12 protein-coding genes and 1 other annotated feature are annotated in these 21425 nt (G+C 67.3%); of the genes, 4 read left to right on the forward strand and 8 right to left on the reverse strand.

The annotated features are described in order from the left end of the window. Positions 1 to 16: 16 nt before the first annotated feature. Complete coding sequence (locus tag F4Y45_14150) at positions 17 to 2806, reverse strand: vitamin B12-dependent ribonucleotide reductase (GenBank protein ID MXY25644.1); 2790 nt, start codon at positions 2804 to 2806, stop codon at positions 17 to 19. A gap of 154 nt (positions 2807 to 2960) precedes the next feature. Here F4Y45_14150 and F4Y45_14155 point away from each other — a divergent pair, with 154 nt between their 5' ends. Beyond that, positions 2961 to 3926, forward strand: coding sequence for a CPBP family intramembrane metalloprotease (locus tag F4Y45_14155; protein MXY25645.1), 966 nt, complete (start codon positions 2961 to 2963; stop codon positions 3924 to 3926). Positions 3927 to 3959: 33 nt separating this feature from the next. Here F4Y45_14155 and F4Y45_14160 read toward each other — a convergent pair whose 3' ends face one another. Then, a complete protein-coding gene (locus tag F4Y45_14160) occupies positions 3960 to 5156 on the reverse strand; it encodes a beta-lactamase family protein (GenBank protein ID MXY25646.1) in 1197 nt (398 codons plus the stop codon). Between the two features lie 144 nt (positions 5157 to 5300). Between F4Y45_14160 and F4Y45_14165 the strand changes: the two genes are divergently transcribed. Further along, positions 5301 to 5672 carry a hypothetical protein gene (locus F4Y45_14165; protein ID MXY25647.1) on the forward strand — a complete coding sequence of 124 codons (372 nt, stop codon included), beginning with the start codon at positions 5301 to 5303 and terminating at the stop codon, positions 5670 to 5672. 37 nt (positions 5673 to 5709) lie between these two features. Here F4Y45_14165 and F4Y45_14170 read toward each other — a convergent pair whose 3' ends face one another. The 6 genes from F4Y45_14170 to F4Y45_14195 form a co-directional block, all read right to left on the reverse strand. Then, the gene (locus F4Y45_14170) at positions 5710 to 8658 is read right to left on the reverse strand and encodes a hypothetical protein (protein ID MXY25648.1); all 2949 of its coding nucleotides are present in this window, start codon (positions 8656 to 8658) and stop codon (positions 5710 to 5712) included. Between the two features lie 261 nt (positions 8659 to 8919). Then, positions 8920 to 9348, reverse strand: coding sequence for a hypothetical protein (locus F4Y45_14175; GenBank protein MXY25649.1), 429 nt, complete (start codon positions 9346 to 9348; stop codon positions 8920 to 8922). Between the two features lie 121 nt (positions 9349 to 9469). After that, positions 9470 to 12529 (reverse strand): BamA/TamA family outer membrane protein, encoded by a 3060-nt coding sequence (locus F4Y45_14180; GenBank protein ID MXY25650.1) that lies wholly within the window; start codon positions 12527 to 12529, stop codon positions 9470 to 9472. Next, a complete protein-coding gene (locus tag F4Y45_14185; GenBank protein MXY25651.1) occupies positions 12529 to 16857 on the reverse strand; it encodes a hypothetical protein in 4329 nt (1442 codons plus the stop codon). The genes F4Y45_14180 and F4Y45_14185 overlap by 1 nt, the downstream gene beginning before the upstream one ends. A 9-nt stretch (positions 16858 to 16866) precedes the next feature. After that, positions 16867 to 17394, reverse strand: coding sequence for a hypothetical protein (locus F4Y45_14190; GenBank protein MXY25652.1), 528 nt, complete (start codon positions 17392 to 17394; stop codon positions 16867 to 16869). Positions 17395 to 17413: 19 nt separating this feature from the next. Further along, on the reverse strand, positions 17414 to 18988 hold the full coding sequence (locus tag F4Y45_14195) for an acetyl-CoA carboxylase biotin carboxylase subunit (GenBank protein ID MXY25653.1): 1575 nt from the start codon (positions 18986 to 18988) through the stop codon (positions 17414 to 17416). 364 nt (positions 18989 to 19352) lie between these two features. Here F4Y45_14195 and F4Y45_14200 point away from each other — a divergent pair, with 364 nt between their 5' ends. Both F4Y45_14200 and F4Y45_14205 read left to right on the forward strand, forming a co-directional pair. Further along, on the forward strand, positions 19353 to 19721 hold the full coding sequence (locus tag F4Y45_14200) for a hypothetical protein (GenBank protein MXY25654.1): 369 nt from the start codon (positions 19353 to 19355) through the stop codon (positions 19719 to 19721). 305 nt (positions 19722 to 20026) lie between these two features. Next, a protein-coding gene (locus F4Y45_14205) for an IS3 family transposase (protein ID MXY25655.1) occupies positions 20027 to 21261 on the forward strand; the annotation gives its coding sequence in 2 pieces (ribosomal slippage) (positions 20027 to 20315 and positions 20315 to 21261; 1236 coding nt in all). After that, positions 20305 to 20421 (forward strand) — a sequence feature (AL1L pseudoknot). It overlaps the preceding gene by 117 nt. Positions 21262 to 21425: the final 164 nt, after the last annotated feature.

A 21425-nucleotide genomic window follows, 5' to 3' on the forward strand; every position in this document is an offset into this window, starting at 1 on the left:
TCGAGCCGGCAGGCTCCTACGCGCAGCCGCTCGTGGCGCCGCAGTTGATGCACTTGTAGCAGGCGCCGTTGCGGATCATGATGGCGCCGCAGGTGGCACACGACGGCGCGTCCTGATCGTTCTGGATCGCGAAGTTCGTCGCCGTCGACGGCCCCTTCAAGGCTGGACCGCCGGAGGCCGTCGCGGACGCATCGCCGCCGCCATTCACGGGCGGGGCGTCGGTAAACGAGAGCTGCTCGCCATCCTGTCCCTCGGCAACCGACGCAACGTTCACGCCGGCGGCGTGCTGCGCTTCCGCCGAGAGGAACTTCGAGGCCATCCAGCGGAAGATGTAGTCGACAATCGATTTCGCAATCCGGACGTCCGGATTCTTCGTCAGGCCGGCCGGTTCGAAGCGGACGTGGCTGAACTTGTCCACCAGCACCTGCAGCGGAACGCCGAACTGCAGCGAGTACGAAATCGCCTGCGCGAACGCGTCGGCGAAGCCGGAAATCGTCGACCCCTCCTTCGCCATCACCAGGAAAATCTCTCCCGGCGAGCCATCCTCGAACAGCCCCACCGTGATGTAGCCCTCGTGCCCCGCGATGTCGAACTTGTGCGTAATCGCCTGGCGTTCATCCGGCAGCCGGCGCCGGACCGGCTGACCGGGCAGGGCGTCGACCGCCGCTTCCGCCGCCGCGCGCGCCGTATTGAGCGGCTGTGTCCGCTTGCTGCCGTCGCGGTAGATCGAGACCGCCTTCGTCCCCAGCCGCCAGGCGTCGATGTAGGCCTGCTCGATGTCCTGGATCGTCGCGTCGGTCGGGACGTTGATCGTCTTCGAGATGGCGCCCGAGATGAACGGCTGCGTCGCTCCGATCATCCGGACGTGGCCCATGTAGTGGATGAAGCGATCGCCGTTGGCCGGCTTGAAGGCGCAGTCGAAGACCGAAAGATCCTCTTCCCGCAGGTGCGGCGCGCCCTCGATGGTGTCGTTGTCGTCGATGTGCTCGACGATTGCCTTCACTTGTTCGTCTTCGTAACCGAGGCGGCCCAGCGCGGCCGGAACCGTCTGATTAACGATCTTCATCATGCCGCCGTCGACCAGCTTCTTGTACTTGACGAGCGCGATGTCGGGCTCGACGCCGGTGGTGTCGCAGTCCATCATGAACCCGATGGTGCCGGTCGGCGCGAGCACGGTCGCCTGCGCGTTCCGGAAACCGTGCGACTCGCCCAGGGACACGGCGTCGTCCCACGCCTCGGCCGCAGCGCCGTACAGGTCGTCCGGAACATGTCCGGCGTCAACGTCCCGGAGGGCGTCGCGGTGCTTGCGCATCACGCGGAGGAAGGGTTGCTCGTTCTTCGGATAGCCGCTGAACGGCCCGCCGCAGTCGCGCGCGATCCGCGCCGACTGCGCGTAGGCTTCGCCGGTCATCAACGCGGTAATCGCCGCGGAGTAGTCCCGTCCCTCGTCGCTGTCGTACGGCACGCCGCGCGACATCAGCAGCGCGCCCAGGTTGGCGTAGCCGAGGCCGAGCGGCCGGTACGCGTCGGAGTTGCTGCCGATCGCCTCGGTCGGGTAGCTGGCGTTGCCGACAATCACCTCCATCGCGGTAATCAGCGTGCGCACCGCGGCGCGGAACCCCTCGACGTCGAACTCGCCCGACCCATCCTCGCGGACGAACTGCATCAGGTTCAGTGACGCCAGATTGCAGGCCGAATCGTCCAGGAACATGTACTCGGAGCAGGGATTCGACGCGTTGATCCGGGCGGTGTTGGGACAGGTGTGCCAGTCGTTGATCGTCGTGTCGAACTGCATCCCCGGATCGCCGCAGACGTGCGTCCCGTCCGCCACCAGGTGCATCAGGTCGCGGGCTCGATAGGTCTCCATCACCCGGCGATCTTCGGTGACCGCGCGGGTCTGCCACTCGCCGTCGTCCACCACCGCGCGCATGAACTCGTCCGGTACCCGGATGCTGTTGTTCGAGTTCTGGAAAAAGACCGAGCTGTACGCCGTGCCGGTGAAAGACCCGTCATAGCCCGCGTCGATCAACGCCCACGCCTTCCGTTCCTCGTCCACCTTGCAGTTGATGAAGTCGACGATGTCAGGATGGTCCGCGTTCAGGATCACCATCTTGGCGGCGCGGCGCGTCTTGCCGCCCGACTTGATGACGCCGGCGAACGCGTCGTAGCCCTTCATGAACGAGACCGGACCGGAAGCGGTTCCGCCGCCCGCCAGCAGCTCGCGCGACGACCGGATCGGTGACAGGTTCGTCCCGGTGCCGGAACCGAACTTGAAGAGCATCCCCTCGGTCCGGGCGAGGGTGAGGATCGAGTCCATCGTGTCGTTGACCGAGTTGATGAAGCAGGCGGAGCACTGCGGCGCTTTCTCGAAGCCGCAGTTGAACCAGACCGGGCTGTTGAACGCCGCCTTCTGATGCAGGAGGAGGTGCTTCAGGTCGCCGCTGAAGGCCTGCAGGTCCTCGGGGGTGGCGAAGTAGTCCTGCCGGTCGGCCCAGCCCGTGATCGTATCGACCACCCGTCCGATCAGCTGACGGACGCTCCGCTCGCGCTCCGGCGAGTTCATCTGGCCTCGGAAGTACTTCGAGACGACGATGTTCGTCGCCTGCTGCGACCAGAACTTCGGGATCTCGACATCGCGCTGCTCGAAGACCTTCTCGCCCTTTTCGTTGGCGATCACGGCCGAGCGCGACTCCCAGTCGATGTCGTCGAACGGATCGACTTCCGCGCGGCTGAAGACGCGCGGAAACTCGAGTCCCTCTGCCTCCGGCGCCGCCACCTCTGACAGCGCCGCGTCCGATTCCTGCATGCCTGCTCTCGCCACGAACACCCCTCCCTGCCGTTGAGACGGACAAGCCCGCCTCCGCTCAAATTACCTTCTAGGCAACTTGGATGTTAGCGGAGGCAGCGAAAGCTAGAGGCGTTAGGACTCGCAGGAAGCCAGCGGCGTTTAGGGCGAAGGAATGCGGCGCGAAGCGAGGTTTCGGCAGAGACCTGCACGCCAGTGGAAACCCTCATCAGGGGTAGCAAGAAAAACAGTACTGGAACACAACATTTTGTGCCGACTCGGCATAACGGCCCAAGATATACCACAGAGGCATAGGGGGATTCAAGGTCGGTCCAGTGCTCCTGCTGCACCCCTCCGGCCAGGCTGCTACAGTCGTTCCGTGACGCAGCACGTTTGGGCGGTCCCCCCGGTGGCGCTCGGCCTTCCCCCCGTTTCACGCGCGGCCTGGCGTCGAGACGTGCTCCGCGCGATTGCCGAAGTGGTGCTCTGCTCCGGCTTCCCGACGCAACTCGCGATAGCGGCGGTGCTGAGCGCCGCCGGTCTCGCCGCGCTCGCGCCGAATGGCTTTCCGTCGTTCACCTACGTCGTCATCCTCTCGTTCGTCGACGCGGCGGTTCTGGTGCTGCTGATCGTCCGCCTGCTCCACCTGCGAGGCGAGACGGTCCGCGGGCTGCTGCTCGGACGGCTGCCGATCCGGCGCGAGACCACCATCGGCCTGGCGCTGACTCCGTTCTTTCTCGTCGCCGCGACCGGCGGGATTCTCCTGATCGGCGCACTGGCGCCGTCGCTCCGTAATGTTCCCGACAACCCGTTCGCCGGCATGCTCACCACGCCCGCGCAGGTGGCCATCTTCGCCCTCGTCGCCGTCGTTGCGGGCGGCCTGCGCGAGGAACTGCAGCGAGCGTTCATCCTCCGGCGGTTCGAACAGCATCTCGGGGGCGGCTGGGTCGGCCTCGTGATTTTCAGTACGGCCTTCGGGCTCGGTCACGCGCTGCAGGGCTGGGACACCGCGATCGTCACCGGCCTCCTCGGCGCCGCGTGGGGGGCAATCTACCTCCGCCGCCGCAGTGCGGTCGCCTCCATGGTGAGCCACGCCGGCTTCAACCTGCTGCAAATCGCGCTGGCGATGGCCGCAGCCTGACCCGTCCGTCGGCTGTGGTTTGACTGTAGCCTCTCACCTGGTTGCCCCGTCGACAGGTGCCGGGGTGGGCGGGGGCGGCTCGCACGCCTCGCCGGTCACGCGCGACCGCCATGCGCAGTCGATCGCGCGATGCACCCCTCCTCCGTTCGAGCCGTTGGTCATGACGACGAGGCCGTCGCCCGTCGCGGGCGCCAAGTTGAGCAGCGCCATCCATCCGTGATTGGCCCCGCCATGACCGACGAGAGCCACACCCTCGGACACTTCGTAGGTGTAGCCGAAGCCATAGTCGCGGCTGGGCTCGACCGGGAGCTGCATGAGGGCCAGGGTCTCACGGCCAAGGACGCCGGCTGTCCCGTGCTCGCCGCTCAGTCGGCCCAGGCTGGCCAGCGCGAACCGGGTGATGTCATCCAGCGTCGTCTGGAGCCCCGCCGCCGCCATCGCCGTGAACCGCGGTCCCCCGATCGGCTCGCCCCGCGGCCCGTACGGCGTCGCCGCGATACGGTCGATGTCTTCGTCCCAAACGTAGGAGCTCGAGCGCATGCCCAACGGCTCGAGGACCTCACGCTCCATGTACTCGGCGAACGGCCGCTCCGTCACCTCTTCGATGATCAATTGGGTGAGCGTGTATCCGCCGCCCGAGTACTCCCACCGCGAGCCCGGCTCGTACGCGACGAACAGGCCGCCCGTTCCGTTGGTCGCTCCCGACAGGGACTCCTCGACCGTAGGTAACGGCTCGTCCGGCTGGAACCCCGGATACCAGGACAATGAAAGCCCTGCCGTATGGCTCAACATCCGACGAACCGTCACGCCGTCGTGGTCGAAGGCGGACTCGGGAAGTTGCCAGCGCGTGAGATACCTGCTCGCCGGCGCATCCAGATCGAGGTCTCCCGCCTGAACCAGCTTCATGACGCCCCATGCGGCCACGGTTTTCGAGATTGACCCGATGTTGAACGCCGTGCCCGCGTCGACGCGGCGGCCGCTCGCGACATCCGCGTAGCCGAATCCGCGCTGCATCCAGATCTCGCCCTCGTGGATGATGCCGACCGCGGCGCCCGGCACCGCGAACGCGTCAAGCAGCGTCGGGACGAGCGAATCGAGCTCCGCCTCGAGACCCGCCAGCGGGCCAGGCTCAGCGACTTCCCCGGAACTGGAACGGTCGCACGCCGAGATGGCGATAGCGACGCCTATCAGTGCGGCAACCAGTGCGAGCAAACGAGCTGGGGATCCCATCAGTCTCCTCGCGCCCTTGACGCGAACCACCGCATCGTAAGACTCGCCGCCCCAGCATGCAATGGCTGAGCTGTGCTCCGGGCTATCCCGGAGCAAAACTGGACGACCATCGTCCCGACCGCCTCTCAGGATTCCCTCCCGCTATTGATCGCACCGCGCGATGTCGGCGCGGCGGGCGAGGGGAAGTCGATCGTCGACTACATCTTCCGTTGGATGGCCTCGAAGCTCCTCTCGGCGGAAGCGCAGCACGCCGCCGGCGTCAACGTTACGTCGGCCGCCGAGGGCCAGGATGGCGAGCAGCTCTCGTTCACGGATGCTCCGGCAGTGAATGGCTGCCGCGATGCGCCCGCGACAGCTTCCGGCGGTCCAGCCCCGGAGGCGCCTTCGACGGCGACGAACTTCGCGATCCAGAACGATCAGGACGCGCCGTCGTGCGCCACCTGCGGCGCCATCATGATCCGCAACGGCGCCTGCTACAAGTGCATCAACTGCGGCGCCACGAGCGGCTGCGCGTAGGAGGACTACCCGGCGTCGGCACCGCGGCAGGCGTCCTCTAGAAGCCCAAGCCGCCAGTCAGCGCCAGGCGATTGTAAGACCAGCCCGACGTCATGACGATGCGCTCGCCGGCGACTTCGACGTTGAGCGGTGCCGACATGTGGGGCGCACTCGTCACCGACATACCTACCCGCAGGCGCCGGGAATCGGCGCGCCGGATCGCCAGTTCACTGAATGGCATGACCATCCGCCCCGCACCAAGCGCCATCCCGTAGCTCACCCGGGTATCCACGGACGCTGCGTCGTTCACGAACTCTCCCAAGGACCTCCTCCCGGCCAGATGATCGCGCCAGAGCGTAGCCCCACCAGCCCCGGTTCCCCACTGCGGTGTCACCGCCACCGATAGTCCCTGGCCGCTCGTGCCACCCGGGGTCCAGAGTGTCATCACGCTCAGTCCGCGCTCCTGATAGCGATGCGTCGTGTGCATCGCCAGCATGTGGCCCCGCGCCTCGATCCCGAGGCCTGTTCCGGCGTGCGTCACTCGAACCCCGCCCTCCAGTTCCAAGCCGTTGCCCGTCAGGCCGTCGCCGCTGTCGTGACGCGCGCCTACAACCACGAACGACGTTGCGTCGGCGGCGCGCGCCTGCTGGGTGTGCGACACCTCCATACCGATGCGATACCGCTGCACCGTGGCCGACAAACCGTCGATGACCTCCTCGCCATCACCAGTTGCGAGCTGCACGACGCCTGCGTCGCCACGCACCGCCAGCTCCGTTTGGCCCGGCGACACCAAGGTCTGACGCCCGCCGACGACACCCAACCTCATGGACAACTCGCCCGTCTCCTGCCGATCCCCGACAAGTCGGCGGAGGTTGTGCACCGAGCCCGTGCCAGCACCTGCGATCGTCCAGACGGACGTGCCATCGCGCGGACTCCATCGCAGATACGGCTGCACACTCGTCAGTGTCATCGTCAACTCGCCCGCCCCGGTCCCAGCGCCAACGGGCTCGTTGCCGTAGCCGCTGAAACCATAGGACGCCTGCCCCGTGCTTCGCGACACCACCGTTCCGGCCAGCCACCGTTCGGTGCCTACGTCCAAGCCGACGTGCCCGGCCAGCAGGTGCCCGTCGTAGGCCGCGTCGTCCGCCGGTTCTCCCTCGAAAGACTGCAGGTCCCCGCCGCCCCATACCGTCCAGCGCACAGCCGGTGGCTCCGCGGCACCACCGCTCTCGTCAGCCGTTCCCTGGTCGTCGAGCGCCAACAGGAATTGGCTGCCGCGGAGCAAGTCACCCCCGCGCAGGCGGCCTGCGGGCGGGCTGCCGGGAAACATCGCCGGTCTGTCCGAAGCGGGCAGGGTCGAATCCGCACTGTGCGCCAGCCCGGCCATTGGAACACTGCGCCCCGCGCCATCTGACACGGCGCCCGATGTTCCAAGAGGAAGCTGCCGCCCGGCAATCATGAGAGTCGTCTGACGGGGCGTGGCGTCGAACCGCCCCTCGATCGTCCGAGTCACGCTTGCAAGCAGGTTCCGACCGAACGCGGCCAGGGTGTGCTGCAGCACAATCGTCTCCGCAGGGTCGGTCACCACTGTGACCTCGAGATGCGCGTTAGCCACCTCGGTCGCATTCCGAGCCGTCACGTCGATCGTCGCCGTGCCCTCCAATAGCGGAGACACTGTCAGCACGGCGTCCGAGATGGCTACCGCCGCCACCTCCGGATTCGAAGACACGGCGGTGGCCGACACGATCAGCCCATGAAACACCTGTGACAGATCTACCGCCGTCGCCTCATGACCCGCCAGGAGTCTCAGGGGCGGTGTCCCGACCGCGGTGAGGGGGCGGCCGTCCACCCTATGGGACGGATCGTTGGTAATCGCGTGCGCACCCAAGTTGAAATCCATGAGATCCGTGACGTCCCGTCCCTGCCCGTCGTAGATCGTCCATCCCCCCACGAAGCGCAATGCGTCTGGTGGAATACTGATGCCATCGGGATCGTAGTCCGACACCTGCACCTCGTAGCGAAACAACCCTACGCCGCTCGCCCGTTTCTTAACGCCACCGACCTGAATCGCCAACTCAAAGGGCTCATGACCGGAGGGGCCGAAGAAGAACAGGGTTTCATCGAACTCGATCCGTACTTCGATCGTCTCCCCTCGCCCGTACGTATCGTCGTGCAAGGGCTCGGACAACACCGCGACGAGGTCAACACCCGGAGCGTACACGGCGCGGCCGTCCACCTTGTGTCTCGGGTTGTCCGTAATCGCCCAAGCGGCCAGATCTGTCGGGACATCGTTGCCGCTGTCGTCGCGGATGCTGCCCCCGTTCAGACGCAAGGCGTCCGCGCCGACACTGATACCATTCGTGTCCACATCCGTCGCTTGCACCCGATACGCGAAGAAATGAGCTTCCGGGTCGAACTTTGCAGGATAGTGAGTGGCCTCCCGAATCTGAGAGCCAATCTCTATCGCCAGTGTTGGTGCCCCTGTAACGGTGACGTGCTCATCGAACCAGACGATGACGCGGATCTCCTCCCCGAGCCCGTACGTGTCATTAGCCTTCGGTACCGTGTTCAGCCCCATGGACGAGATCATCGGCGGATGATCCAGGCCGCCATCGACCTTGTGAATCGGATCATCAACAACCGCATGAGGACCGAGACTCACGTCGGCATCGTTACCCGCAAGGTCGCGGATGCGCGTTCCGTTGAGCCGTATGGCGTTCACCTCGATTGACAAGCCGTCTGGATCGTAATCCCCGGCCTGTATGTAGTAGTCAGCCCAGAACCCCTCAATGGGGCCCCCGCAACGGTAGTGCCCCCGGCGCTGGCCGACACAGGAATCTATCGAGGCGTAGCGGGTCTCGTTTCCAATCTCAAGTGCTAGCCGTAACGGGGGCGGCCCACCGCCCTGCCACATCATCGTGACTTCTTCATCGAACACGACTTGTACAGTGACCCGGTTGCCAAGCCCGTAAGTGTCGCCGCGCTGAGGTCGACTCTGAATGTTCACGTCCTCTACTTGAGGAGGAGTCGTGTCGTCCGCGGCTGACTGTCTGGCGATATCCGTGCGCTCGCGCCCCGAATCGAATCCGACGGTAGTGCGGGTTTGCTGCGCACCGTCAACCCAGATCTCCGCAACGGCTGCCGTGGCGGCCTGTTGGGCCACTATGGGCACCTGTGACACACCAGCCATCCCGATAGCTATGCCGCAAGCAAGAACGTCTCGCAAGATCAAGGCGCGCTTTGCCATCAAGCGAGGATAGCAGCAAGGCTACCGATCGAACCGCGCGATGTCGGCGCGGCGGGCGAGACCGGCCAGCCAGTCCGCAACCGGCGCCGGCCGCGGTCCCGCGAGGCGGACCGATGCGCCGAACCGGTCAGCGAGGTACGCCTCGAGACGCGCATTGTCGCTGAGCATCTGCCGCAGGTCGTCCAGGTCCAGGCCGACCGCGGCAAGCAGGCGCATGAACGCGGCCTCGTCGGCGAAGCCTGCGCGGACCGCCGCCAGGTTCTCTTCGACGCGCGCGGCTGAAGGCCGAACCGGACCGTAGCGCTCTACCTCGTCGAGGGCGAGCCGGCGGTCAATCAACAGGGAGAGCGCTGCCGACTCACGAGCCTCGGGATCCGACGTATCGACCGCGAACAGGCCCAGCTCGAGAAAGGCGCGGACATCGGACGCCAGTATCACCTGGCCCGACACGACCGCGAGGACGCGGTCGAGACTCTGGGTGGTAGCGACGGAACACGTAAGAAAAAAAACCGCCCAGGTGATGGCGCCGACGAAGCGGCCGGCGGCCGGCTTGCGGCGGTGGGCGGGCCGATCAGAACGCCTGTCCGAAACTGAAGTGCAGCGCCCAGCGCTGCTCGGGTTCGGGGTTGCGATGGTCACCAAAGAGGTACCGTTCGCCCAGCTTGAAACCGATGTCGAAGCCGAGCGGACCGACCGGCGAGTGATACCGCACGCCAAACCCGGCGCCGGACCTAACCCGCCGGAGACTCATATGCTCGATCCGATCATAGACGTTCCCGGTGTCGAGGAACGTCACGAGTCCGACCGCGCGGGTGACGCGGACCCGCAGCTCCGTGTTGAAGATCAGCATCGCGTTGCCTCCCTGTGGGAAGCCGTCCTGATCGATCGTGCCACCCGGTTCCGTCCTCGGGCTGCCCAGACGATCCAGGGCGAAACCACGAACCGTGGTGTTGCCGCCGGCAAAGAACCGTTCGCTGATCGGCAGCGCCAGCGCGCTACGGGTCACATCCGCCGCCGCTTCGGCGCCCCCCACATCGATCCGTCGGGGAAAGCCCCACGCAAGGCCAATCCGGGCTCCCGCCGCCACCACCAGGCGGGAGACTCCGGGGACCTGCCGGTACCATGCGCCGGATGCAAAGCTCTTGGAAAAACCCACCTCCGACCCGATCGCGCGCGCCGCTACCTCGGTCTCCAGGCTGACGAACGTGCCACGACGAGGATCGACCGGGTCGTCGCGCGTGTCGCGCACCTGGCTCGCCGTGAACGATGACAGCCGCACGTTCGGAAACAGCCGGTCGACGATGTCGGAGTCCTCGCGGTTGAGCACCCGGTTCGACGTGTCGTTGTTGCCGAGGCGATAGCCGACCGTCGTGTTCGCCGAAACATCCGTCGACCGGGTCAACTGGGCCGTGATTCCGCGCGTGAACAGGTCGAAGCCGGGACGGATCGCGCGCTCGACGTAGCCCGACATCACGATGTCCCACGCGAGGCCGAGCGCCCGGGGCTCGCGATACGTGGCGAGCACGCGATACTCGTTGAAGCCGAGAGTCCGAGTCGATTCACCGGGCGCGAAGACCACCGGATCGTTCTTGCGGCGGACGCTGACACGCGTGAACAGGTCGATCGAGCGATTCTTGCCCCAGAGGTTGCGCCGTCCAACCTCGAACGAGCCGCGCGGTGCGAACTCGATCCGCTCCACCGCGGCGCTCCGCGCCCCGCGCACCTCGCGCCGGAGCCGCTGCGACAATTCGAACCCGCCACCGTACCCGATGCGCGTCCCCGGCGCCTCGTCCACTTCGATGATTACGTCGCGCCGATCGTCGCGGCCGTGGCTGAACTCGCGGATGTCGAGTCGGCGGAACATGCCGAGCGCGTTGAGTCGCCGGCGCGTCTCGGCGACATCGTCGAGGCCGAGCGGACTGCCCGGCGTCAGCGTCACCTCGCGGCGGATCGTCTCGGCGTCCACCTGGCGATTGCCGACGATCAACACATGGTCCACCAGCACCTGTGCGCCCTCCGCGATGAGATAGGTGAGGTCGACCAGCGTCAGATCGTCGCTGAAAGCGGCGTCCACGTTGATTCGGACCCGATCGAAACCCTCGTTGAGGTAGCGGGTCAGCAGCGCGTCGCGGTCCGCATTGACCTGTGGCGCATAGTAGGGACCGCCATCGGCCGCACCAATCACCTGGGCGAGGGACGCCGGCGGCAGCGCTATCGCCCCGTCGAAGGCGACCGAGCCGACCACCGTGCGCACGCCCTCCACGATGGTGATCGCCATCGACTGCATGACCGATCCGTCCGCCGGCGCCTGGCCGGCGCCAGCCGCGGCGGGAACGCCGTTCGCGGCGGGAACGCCGTTCGCGGCGGGAACGCCGTTCGCGGCGCCACTGCCGTTCCCGTTGCCGTCTGCCTCCGGCGCGGCAAGGTCTTCCCGGGTCGCCCTGACCGTTGCGTAGCCGAGCCGCGCGTAACGTTCCTCGATCTCCGCCAGCCCGGCGTCCAGATCGCGCACCACCAGCGGGTCGCCCTCGGTGAGATCGAGGATCGCCTCGATCTCGCCCGTGGGAATCGCTTGGTTCCCCCGAATCTCCACCTGCCCCACGCGGTAGAGCGGGCCGCGCGCGACATCGAACGTGATCGACAGCGCGTCGGCGTTGCCGTCGCGGGTGTTCGTGACGACGGCGTCGCGGTAGCCGAGGCCGCGGAGATGCGCCGCGATCCGCTGCTCCGCATCCTCCACCAGATCCTCGTCCGCGCTCGCCTCCCGTGCGAACGGCGCCAGGTCCGCAACGTCGGCGCCGGGCACCTCGTCACCCGTGAACGTAACGATGATCCGCGGACCTCGGCGCGCGAACAGGAGCACGTCCAGTTCCGCCTCGCCCAACGGCTCGATGTCGTGTGACAGCCGGGCCTCGTAGTAACCCTCGCCGCGGAGATCCGCTTCGTAGTCGGCCAACTCCCCGTCGAGCGTCACGCCGTCGTAGGGCACACCGTCCACGAGGCCAAGGCGGGCACGGACCGTGTCGTGGAACGCAAGCGGCCCCGTGATGGACCAGCGGCGGACCCGCGCAGCGGGTCCCGCGTCTATCGTCAGGCGCAACGTGCGACGGTCGCCCCGGCCCAGCAGTTCCGGCGTGATCCGGGGCGCGAGGTAGCCGCGCGCGGCGTAGAAGGCGCGGACCGTTTCGACCACCGCCGCCGTCCGGTTGCTGACGAACGTGCCCCCGTGAATGCGAGTCACGGCGACACGGATCTCGTCGTCGTCGAGGACCCGCGGCCCCGAGAACGCAATGCGCTCTATGACTTCGATCGGCTGTAGTTCATACAGCAGGGCGACGCCGCCGCCGAGCGCGCTCGCGGCCACCTCGGCGCCGCCGTAGCGCCCCAGGCTGAAGAGATGCGTCAGGGTCTCGCGCACCTCACGCATCGACAGCGGTTGGCCGACCCGCGTCTCGGTCAGGTCCCGGAGCGCGGGATCGTCGAGTTCGCGCCCGTCGCTCGCGAAGCGGACCTCAACCACGGTCTGGCCGATCAGTGGGTCCGGCCCGCCCTGCGCGGCCGACGCGTCAAACGAATCGCCGCCCAGGACGGCAAGGGCCAGTGCGAGCGGGAGGATCCGTCGGATCCGCATCAGAAGGCATGCCGAACGCGGACATCGAGCGCGTAGGTCCGATCTTCGTTCTGCGACAGCACCCACGACAGTCGGTCGCTGGCATCGTACTCCAGCATGACGATCAGATCCTGGTTCGTGCCGCTGACGGCGCGCGAAAACGTGAGATACGCGCGATCGGAGATCCGCTTGCCAATCCGGACGCGCGCGGTCGGCACGAGCTGCGTCGACTGCAGCGCCGCCGGATCGTCGAGGGCCGGCGTGATCTCGAAGTTGTCGATACCGAGTGAGCGTTCAACGACGCCGCCGACGCCGGCCGCGAGGGGATTGTTGAGCAGCCCGGCCCCCGCCGCCTGCAGCAGCCTCTCCTGCTGTGAAGCCTCCGGTGACCGCAAGGTCCGGATCTCCGCCTGCTGCGGGTCGCGCCGGTCGCCGAGGAGCAGGCCGATTATCTCGAACTGCTGCAGCGGCGGATCCGATTCCAGGGTCGGCTGCTCCAGCCGGTCGAAGGTGCCGTTCAGACCCAGCGTCACCCGGTACGTCTGCCCCGGCACGCGGATATCGGTCTCCGCTTCGATGTCGAAGATCGGCTCCACCTCGACCGGGTTCGCGAACCCGATGATGCCGCGCGTGATCCGGTAGCGGTTCCCCTCGAAGTAGATCTGCCCCCGCTCTATCTCGGCGTTCCCGAGGAGCGAGGGCCGGTCGTAGGTCCCGGTCAGGGTGAGGTCGGCGCTCGCGACGATCTGCGCCTGGTTGTCGGCGAACCGCAGGCTCGACGGCGCCTCGATGCGCAGGTCGAAGCGGAGCGGAAGCGATTCCGTGCCGTCGTCCGGCCCGAGCGCGGCGTCGGAGGTCTCGAAGAAACCGGCGTCCGACTGGAACAGGTCGAGCCAGACCGCGTCCTGCACGGTGACGACGCCGCCCAGCGTCGGCGCATCGACGGTGCCGGTCAGCGTCAGTTCCCCGTCGACCTCCGAGCGAATTCCCTCGGGGTAGCGAAGCGCGATGTTGCGGCCCGACGCGGTGACGTTCAGATCGCCGATACCGTAGCCGTCCAGTCCGACGCGTCCGCCGAAAGTGATTGGCCCGCCTCCCAGCTCCGCCGTCAGCTCGTCGAATCGGACGCCCCCGGGCTCCAGCACCACGCGGCCATTGAGCGCGTCGAGGGCGTGCGGCAGGGCCAGGTGACGCAACCGGCCGTCGGTAATCCGCGCCTCACCGTTGACCACGGGCTGATCGAACGAGCCTCCCACCTGGGCCGTGAGGCGCATGGCCCCACGGCTCCGGACATCGGAGAGGAATCCCTGCAGGATGCCGAAGCTGGCATCGCCCTCTATCGCAAGCGCCACCTGTTCGTCGGCAAGCGACATCGAACCGGTCACGTCCAGCTCCGTCCCCTCGCCGCCGAGGCGCATCTGGTCCACCCGGATGACGTTGTCGCTGAGCGACAACCGGACCGGGCCGTCGTTCCGCACGGTGTAGTCGAAGAGGCCGAGCGCCATTTCATCGACGGAGACGTCGACGTCGAGCTCCCCCATGTCGTCCAGTGGCCCCTCGACGAGGAGGGTTCCGCTGGCCAGCAGGGCCGCGCCGGGGAGCAGGTCCGGATACCTCGCGCGAACGAACGGATCGAGCCGCGTGTTCGTGACGTTGAAGCGCAACTCGGACGAGGCGCCCTCGAATCCGATCCGTCCCGCCCCGGAAACGGCCACATCGGCCGACGCCGCTTCGAGCTCGACCGCCATGGCGTTGGCCTCCACGCCGATTCGGCCCGACACCTGCCCGAGCGGCGCGCCATCGATGGCGACGTCGCTCATCGTGCCGCGCAGCGCGTAGCTCGGATCGTCGAATGGGCCCGCCCCCGAGATTGCCGCATCGAGCCGGCCGTCCACGGGAAGCCCGAAGCCGCCCAGGAAGTTGGACACCGAGAGATCGAGGTTCCTCGCGTCGGCGTTCACCGAGTAGGTGGCATCCCACCGGACATACATCGCGCCGGTCACGTCGCCGTCGCCCTGGCGGACGGTCAGGCCGTCGAGCCAGACACCGGTCCCGTCGAAGCGGAGATCGGCCTCCGCGTCGTCGAACGGCTCGCCGTACGCCATCCCTTCAGTCAGACGGAGGCGGCCGAAGCCGAACGGCTCGCCGTACGGGCCATACAGCCGGATCTGTCCGTAGGCCGGCGCGTCGATCGCATAGCCCTCGAGTTCGAACGCCGCCCGCACGCGCTCGGTCGGGAGCCCCTCCAGCTCGAAGCGCACGTCCAGCTCCTCGCTGCCGGGCGGCGGCGGGCCTATCGCAAACGCTCCGTCGATCGCCAGCACCGCCGCGCCGTCGTCGAAGCGCCCCGCCGTCACGTCCAGGATGTTGTCTTCCAGGACGAAGTCTCCCTCACCGTGACCCCAGTCGACGTTCCAGGCATGGATCCCGTCGCCGTCGAAGGTGGCCTCCACCCGGGGCGAGCCGATGTCACCCAGCAGGAGGCCGTTCATCGAGCCGTACCCGGCCAGCTCCAGCTCGCCGGTCGGCCGGTCGAAGGCGGTGAGCATCGCCGCCAGCACGCGGTCGCTCTCCTGCCAGTCGGCGCTCATGACATCGAACGGGATGCGGGTTGTCTCCGGTTCGTCTATGCGTCCCGCATCGAACCGGATCGCGGTGAGCGGCGTCGCCATCCACCCCGGTTCGACGAGCACGCCGTCCTCCGGCGCGAACGTGAAACTCGCCTCGCCTCCCATCGGAAAGCGCCACGGTCCGCCGTCGGGCTCGAACCGCTGGGTGGCATACGCCCAGCCGACCCCCTGCGACGACGGGCGGATCCCGCGCGGCAGCAGGGCGACGCCCTCCGGGGGTTCGATCCGGACCGTCGCATCGCCGTACCGCTCCGCGATGGCGCCGAGCGGCCATTCCAGACGCGCCTCGCCGTCGAGCCGCCCGAGCGGGCGCACGCCCGCCACCTCGAGCGCCTCCAACAGTGGATCGAGGCTGGCTCCGGTGACGCGCGGAAGGAAGGTGGCCACTCCCGGCTCCGGCGCACCGAGCGGCTTCATCGCGTAGGTGAAGTCGAGGTCGCCGTCGTAGAACGACGACCGCGCGCGTGTGATCTCGAAGCGGTCCCGCGTCCAGATCAGGTCGCCGTCGAGGTCCGGAAACGCGAGGTCGTTCAGGGTGGGATCCGGCGCGGTGAACGTGCCGGTCAGCTCGCGTCCCCCATCGAAGATGTGCCAGGTTCCGGTGAACGCCGCATCGCCGGTCACCGTGAAGTTGTCGCGCGCGAAGAAGATCGTCTTCATGATCGGCAGGTCGATCGCCGAATCGCGTACGTGATAGAGCTGCTCCGGCCAGTTCAGCATGTCGACCGTGCCGTCGACCCGCGCCTCGAATCCGCCCGCGAAGAAGTCGGCGCGGATCAGCTCGACCAGGCCGCCGTCGAGCCGGTAGTCGGCATCCATGGCGATCGTCATCGGCTCGTAGTCGCCGATCACGAGCGTGCCTTCGCTGAACGCCGCCCGGCCGCCGTAGCCGGTCGTCTTCGCCAGCGTCATGTCGATGTTCGGGGCGACGATGCTCCAGGGCGCGCCGTGATCCTCGTAGATGAATGCGCCGTCGTGCGCGCGGAGGTACTGCACGGTGGTGACAATCCGCCGCGCGGACTCCTGCTCCGCTGCCTCGTCCGGGATCGCCGGGGCGTCCGGTGGCGACGCCTCGTCCGAGTCGCTCCGGGCCACGAACGCGGGGAACGTGTGCCGGCCGCCCTCGAAGCCCTCGACGAGCATTCGCCACCCCTGCAGGTCGACCGAATCGACGAGGACTTCCCCCTGCAGCAGCGGCAGCCATTGCGTAGTGATGACGAGACTGTCCGCCGTGAAGAAGTCGCGCTCGCCCGGGTTCTGCCCGCCGATCACGAGGTCTTCGATCAGGAATCGTCCCGGTAGCAGGTAGGTGCTGAGCCGGCCTATGGTCACCGGCCGATCGATCGCGTTGGCGAATTGCTGCTCCGCCCGGACCCGCAGGCTGGGGCCGAGATCGACGGTGACGGCCGAAACGAGGCCACCGGCGACCAGGGCAACGACGGCGATCACCGCCCACTCGCTCCGCCGGCGCACGCCGTGTTTCACGGACCGCCATCGATGCAGCAAGGCCCCTGGCCACGTGCGGCCTGCTTCTTCGGCGCTCGCCTCGGCGGACGGTTCGGACTCCTCGGCCGCGGCCAGCGTGGTGTCGGGCGCGTCCGGCTCGGTCGACTTCGCGTCGGGCACGTCCGGCGTCCCGTCGGACGCGTTCTCCGGCGACGCGGCCGATTCCGCGGGCGTCTCTGGACCGTCGTCCCCGCGCGTCAGGTCATCCGCCATGGCCAGCGCTCACTCGATGGTGGCGAGCAGGCGGCCCGCCTCCACCGACATGCCCTCGCTCACCTCCACCCCGGTGACGGTGCCGGCGCGGGGGGCGGTCATCTCGTTCTCCATCTTCATCGCCTCGACCACCACCAGCGGCTGCCGCGCCTCGACCGTGTCGCCCGGCGCCACCAGCACGCGCACCACCCTGCCCGGCATCGGCGCCGTCAGCCGCGCCGCGCCCGACTCGGCGCCGCCGACGCTGCCGGCAAGACGCGCGCGGCTGCCGTTGATCACCGCCTCGATCTCGACACCGCCGAACCGGATCGCGGTCACCGCCGGACGATCCGTCGGCGCGCAACGCGCCAGCCGGCTCGCCGCCACGCCGCCGTCGGTCCGCACGAACGACAGCAGCAACCCGTGGCGGCTCCGCTCCACCACCCGGGCGTCCACCTCCCGCGACACGCCGCCCCACGAGACGACGTAGCGTCCCGGCGACGACGACTCGACGGTCACGTCATGCGTCGTGCCGCTCACTTCAACCTCGACCCGCATCGTCCGGCTCCCCGGCCGCCTAGCGCAAGCCCTCGACGCGAGCCGTCTGTTTCCACCGGCTGGCGCCCGGCCCGACCGACGACGACGACGCGCCGCCATCCGATGCGTCCGTCGCTCCGCCGAGCGCGACCGACAGCGCCGCGGTCAGAATCGCGGTCTCCTCGCCGTCATCCGGCGGTTCGAGGAACGGCTCGCCGTGCCGGTCCGCCAGCACGCGATCGAGGAATGTCGTATCGAACCGTGCCGCCACCACATCGTCATGCGCCAGTAGCCAGCGGAAGAGTGGGATCGTGGTCGGCACGCCGCCGATCTCGTACTCCGAGAGCGCCCGATCCATCCGCGCGATCGCCGTCGGCCGATCCGACGCATGCGCGATCACTTTCGCCACCATCGAGTCGTAGTGGACCGGCACTTCGAAGCCGGTCGCGACGCCGGCGTCCACGCGGATGCCGGGGCCGGCCGGCGGCCGGTGCGCGGTCAGGAGTCCGGGGCACGGCATGAAGCCGGCATCCGGATCCTCCGCGTAGACGCGGCACTCGATCGCATGGCCCTCGGGCGTCAGCGCCTTCGCGGGATCGATGTCCAGCCGCTCCCCCTGCGCGATCCGCAACTGCCAGCGGACGAGATCAAACCCCGTCACCATCTCCGTCACCGGGTGCTCCACCTGCAGGCGCGTGTTCATTTCGAGGAAGTAGAACGACCCGTCCTCGTCGTACAGCATCTCGATCGTGCCAGCGTTCGTGTAGCCCACTTCCCGGGCGAGGCTGGCTGCGGCCTCGGCGAGCGCCCGGCGGGTCGGCGGGGTCACGACGGGCGAGGGCGATTCCTCGATCACCTTCTGGTGCCGCCGCTGAATCGAGCATTCGCGCTCCACGAACGGCACGACCGTGCCATGCGCGTCAGCCAGCAGTTGCACTTCGATGTGGCGGCCGTGCTCGATGAACCGCTCCAGGTAGACGGACCCGTCGCCGAACGCCGAAGCCGCCTCGGAACGCGCTCCCTCGATGGCGCGGAGCAGCAACTCCGGCTCGCGCACGAGGCGCATCCCCTTCCCGCCGCCGCCCGCGACCGCCTTGACGAATACCGGGTACCCAACGGCTTCTCCCGCCGCCTGGAGTTGCTCCGGCGTCGCATCGTCCGGCAGAGGGCCGCCGCTTCCCGGCACAATCGGCACCCCGGCGCGGGCCGCCGCCGCGCGGGCCGCGGTCTTGCCCCCCATGAGGTCGATGACGTCGGCGGGCGGGCCGATGAACGTGAGCCCCGCCTCCTGCACGGCGCGCGCGAACGCAGCGTTCTCGGCCAGGAAACCGTAGCCGGGATGCACCGCGTCGGCGCCGGTGCGCGCCGCCGCGTCGATGATCTTCTCGATCCGGAGGTAGCTCTCGCCGGGCGCGTCCGCTTCCAGTCCGACCGCCTCGTCGGCGTAACGCACGTGCGGCGCGAGGCGGTCGCAGTCCGACCACACCGCCACCGTCGGCAGCCCCATCTCGCGGCAGGCGCGCATGATCCGGACCGCGATTTCGCCCCGGTTGGCAACGAGGACCTTCACTAACCGAGTGTAGCACCTGCCCCGTGGCGTCCGAAGCTGCTGCATCCCGCTCGGAGGCTGTCACACAAACAGTAATCGGACGGCCAACGACGCCATCAGAGCTTGTCGTCGTGCGCGCCATCTGTTGCGCTCCGAGACTATTGAACAGGGGATGTGTTCTCCACATCGATGTTCATCAGCCCACAACCTTGGTGAGCATGGCGGGGAAACGTTGTTGCGCTTGGAGACTCTTAGATATGGCGATGGTGCCACCACTTAAGTTGGATCGGCGACTACCTGGACTGTTGCGTGGTCGGCTGCCGTGCGGTCGATTAAGATTCGGTGGCTCTTCTAGGTGACGCAAGGGTTCTGGCGGGCTGTTCGTCAACCGCCATCGCGTGCAGCATTTCCTAAGCAGAGCGCGGGCCACATGACGACGATCTTCCGCGGAACAGCGATCGCGATCCTGCTGTTGATGGCGGCAGGGTGCGCCGAAGATACCCTCCGCCTGCGCGCCCGGTTCATCACGTCGTGCGCGGTGGGCGAGACCGAATCACCTGCCCCGTTCGGCGACGGGCGCATCGGTGTCAACACCACCTTCCGCGCCGCGGCATCGGCTACGCCGTTCGACCAGAACATCCTGGATCTCTACTTCCACAACACCGAGACGGGAGAGACGGAGACTCCCGGAGGCGACGTCCTGGCCGGGCGCGTGTGGGTGGTCGATGAGCATGACGCGCACGAACGCTACTTCTACCGCGAGGAGGGCGTCGTGGTCTGTTACAGGATCAACGAGTAGCTCGGGCAGGTTGGCGGTGGTGGGAAGGAGAGGACAACCATGCTTGGATCGATACTGATCACTATCGGTCTTCTGCTGGACATCATCGGCGTCTGGATCCTGGCCCGTGGCGTCATTGTGACCGACGAGAAAGCCAAGGCGCTCACATCAACGAAGTGGAACGGCAACAAGGCGCTTGAGGAGCGGTTCCGAAAAGACGCACGAGATGCGCGCATGGGCGTCGGCATTCTCATGGTCGGCTTCATCTTGCAGATTGAACCGTACCGGGTTTCCTGGAGGCTCCATTTCTTGGGAGGATGGAGTCGATGGGAAGACCGAGTCGGTACTCACCTGAGGTACGGGAGCGGGCAGTGCGGATGGTGCTTGAACACGCGCCGGAGCACGGCTCGCAGTGGGCTGCCCTGTGCTCGATCGCGTCGAAGATCGGCTGTTCGGCGGAGACGCTGCGCAAATGGGTTCGGGCGATGGAACGTGACACCGGGCGCCGCCCCGGCTTGACCACGGAGGAACGGCAGCGCCTCAAGGCTCTTGAGCGGGAGAATCGCGAGCTGAAGCGTGCGAACGAGATCCTGCGGAAGGCTTCGGCGTTTTTCGCACAGGCGGAGCTCGACCGCCGACCGAAGTGATGGTCAGGTTCATCGATGCCCACCGGGCCGCCTACGGGGTCGAGCCGATCTGTGCCGTGTTGCCGATCGCCCCGGCGACGTATCACGCGCACAAGGCGAGGCAGGCGGACGCGTCGCGTCTGCCGGCGCGTATGGTGCACGACGACGGGCTGAAGGCGGAGATTCGTCGTGTCTGGACCGAACACCATGGCGTGTATGGGTCGCGCAAGGTCTGGCGGCAGTTGAAGCGAGAGGGCTTCGCGGTTGCGCGGTGCACGGTCGAGCGGTTGATGCGCGAGTTGAATCTGCAGGGTGCGGTACGCGGCCGGCGGTTCAAGACGACGATTCCGGCTCACGCGGCCGAGCGGCCGCAGGACCTGGTCGAACGCAACTTCACCGCCACACGTCCGAATCAGTTGTGGGTAGCCGACGTGACCTACGTGGCGACGTGGCGCGGCTTCGTGTACGTGGCCTTCGTAATCGACGCCTTCGCCAGGCGAATCGTCGGTTGGCGAGTTACCCAGACGCTGCGGACGGACCTGGTGCTCGACGCGTTGGAGCAGGCCCTCTACGGCCGACCGCTGGACTCGGCCCAGGGCTTGGTGCATCACAGCGATCGTGGGGTGCAGTACCTCTCTATTCGCTACACCGAACGTCTCGCCGAGGCCGGGATCGAGCCCTCAGTGGGCAGCCGCGGCGACTCGTACGACAACGCCCTGGCCGAATCCGTCATCGGTCTCTACAAGACTGAGGTCACCAATCGTCGTGGACCGTGGCGCAGCGTCGAAGCGGTTGAGCTGGCCACCCTCGAGTGGGTCGACTGGTTCAACAACAGTCGCCTCCTCGCCCCTATCGGATACGTCCCTCCGGTCGAGTGCGAAGAGCAGTACTATCGCCGTCAGGAGACTCCAGCCATGGTGGCCGGAGTCACGTAATTCAGTCTCTGGAAAACCCGGTACGGTTCAGATAGTGGGCGCGTGGTCGTAGTGGCTGGCCTAGCGTAAGGGCAGCTGGGAACCAATTGACTTGCAACTGAGGTTCAGCGACTGGGCTTGATCCACTTTCGTGGACACATTCCGAAAGGCGGATACGATGTCCA

The sequence above is a fragment of the Acidobacteriota bacterium genome (assembly GCA_009838525.1).
Taxonomy (GTDB): domain Bacteria; phylum Acidobacteriota; class Vicinamibacteria; order Vicinamibacterales; family UBA8438; genus VXRJ01.

Bases quoted from the DNA above. Each gene is read 5' to 3' on its own strand.
- F4Y45_14150 (MXY25644.1), bottom strand. From the start codon at position 2,806: ATGCAGGAATCGGACGCGGCGCTGTCAGAGGTGGCGGCGCCGGAGGCA.
- F4Y45_14155 (MXY25645.1), top strand. From the start codon at position 2,961: ATGCGGCGCGAAGCGAGGTTTCGGCAGAGACCTGCACGCCAGTGGAAA.
- F4Y45_14160 (MXY25646.1), bottom strand. From the start codon at position 5,156: ATGGGATCCCCAGCTCGTTTGCTCGCACTGGTTGCCGCACTGATAGGC.
- F4Y45_14180 (MXY25650.1), bottom strand. From the start codon at position 12,529: ATGCGGATCCGACGGATCCTCCCGCTCGCACTGGCCCTTGCCGTCCTG.
- F4Y45_14185 (MXY25651.1), bottom strand. From the start codon at position 16,857: ATGGCGGATGACCTGACGCGCGGGGACGACGGTCCAGAGACGCCCGCG.
- F4Y45_14190 (MXY25652.1), bottom strand. From the start codon at position 17,394: ATGCGGGTCGAGGTTGAAGTGAGCGGCACGACGCATGACGTGACCGTC.
- F4Y45_14195 (MXY25653.1), bottom strand. From the start codon at position 18,988: ATGCAGCAGCTTCGGACGCCACGGGGCAGGTGCTACACTCGGTTAGTG.
- F4Y45_14200 (MXY25654.1), top strand. From the start codon at position 19,353: ATGACGACGATCTTCCGCGGAACAGCGATCGCGATCCTGCTGTTGATG.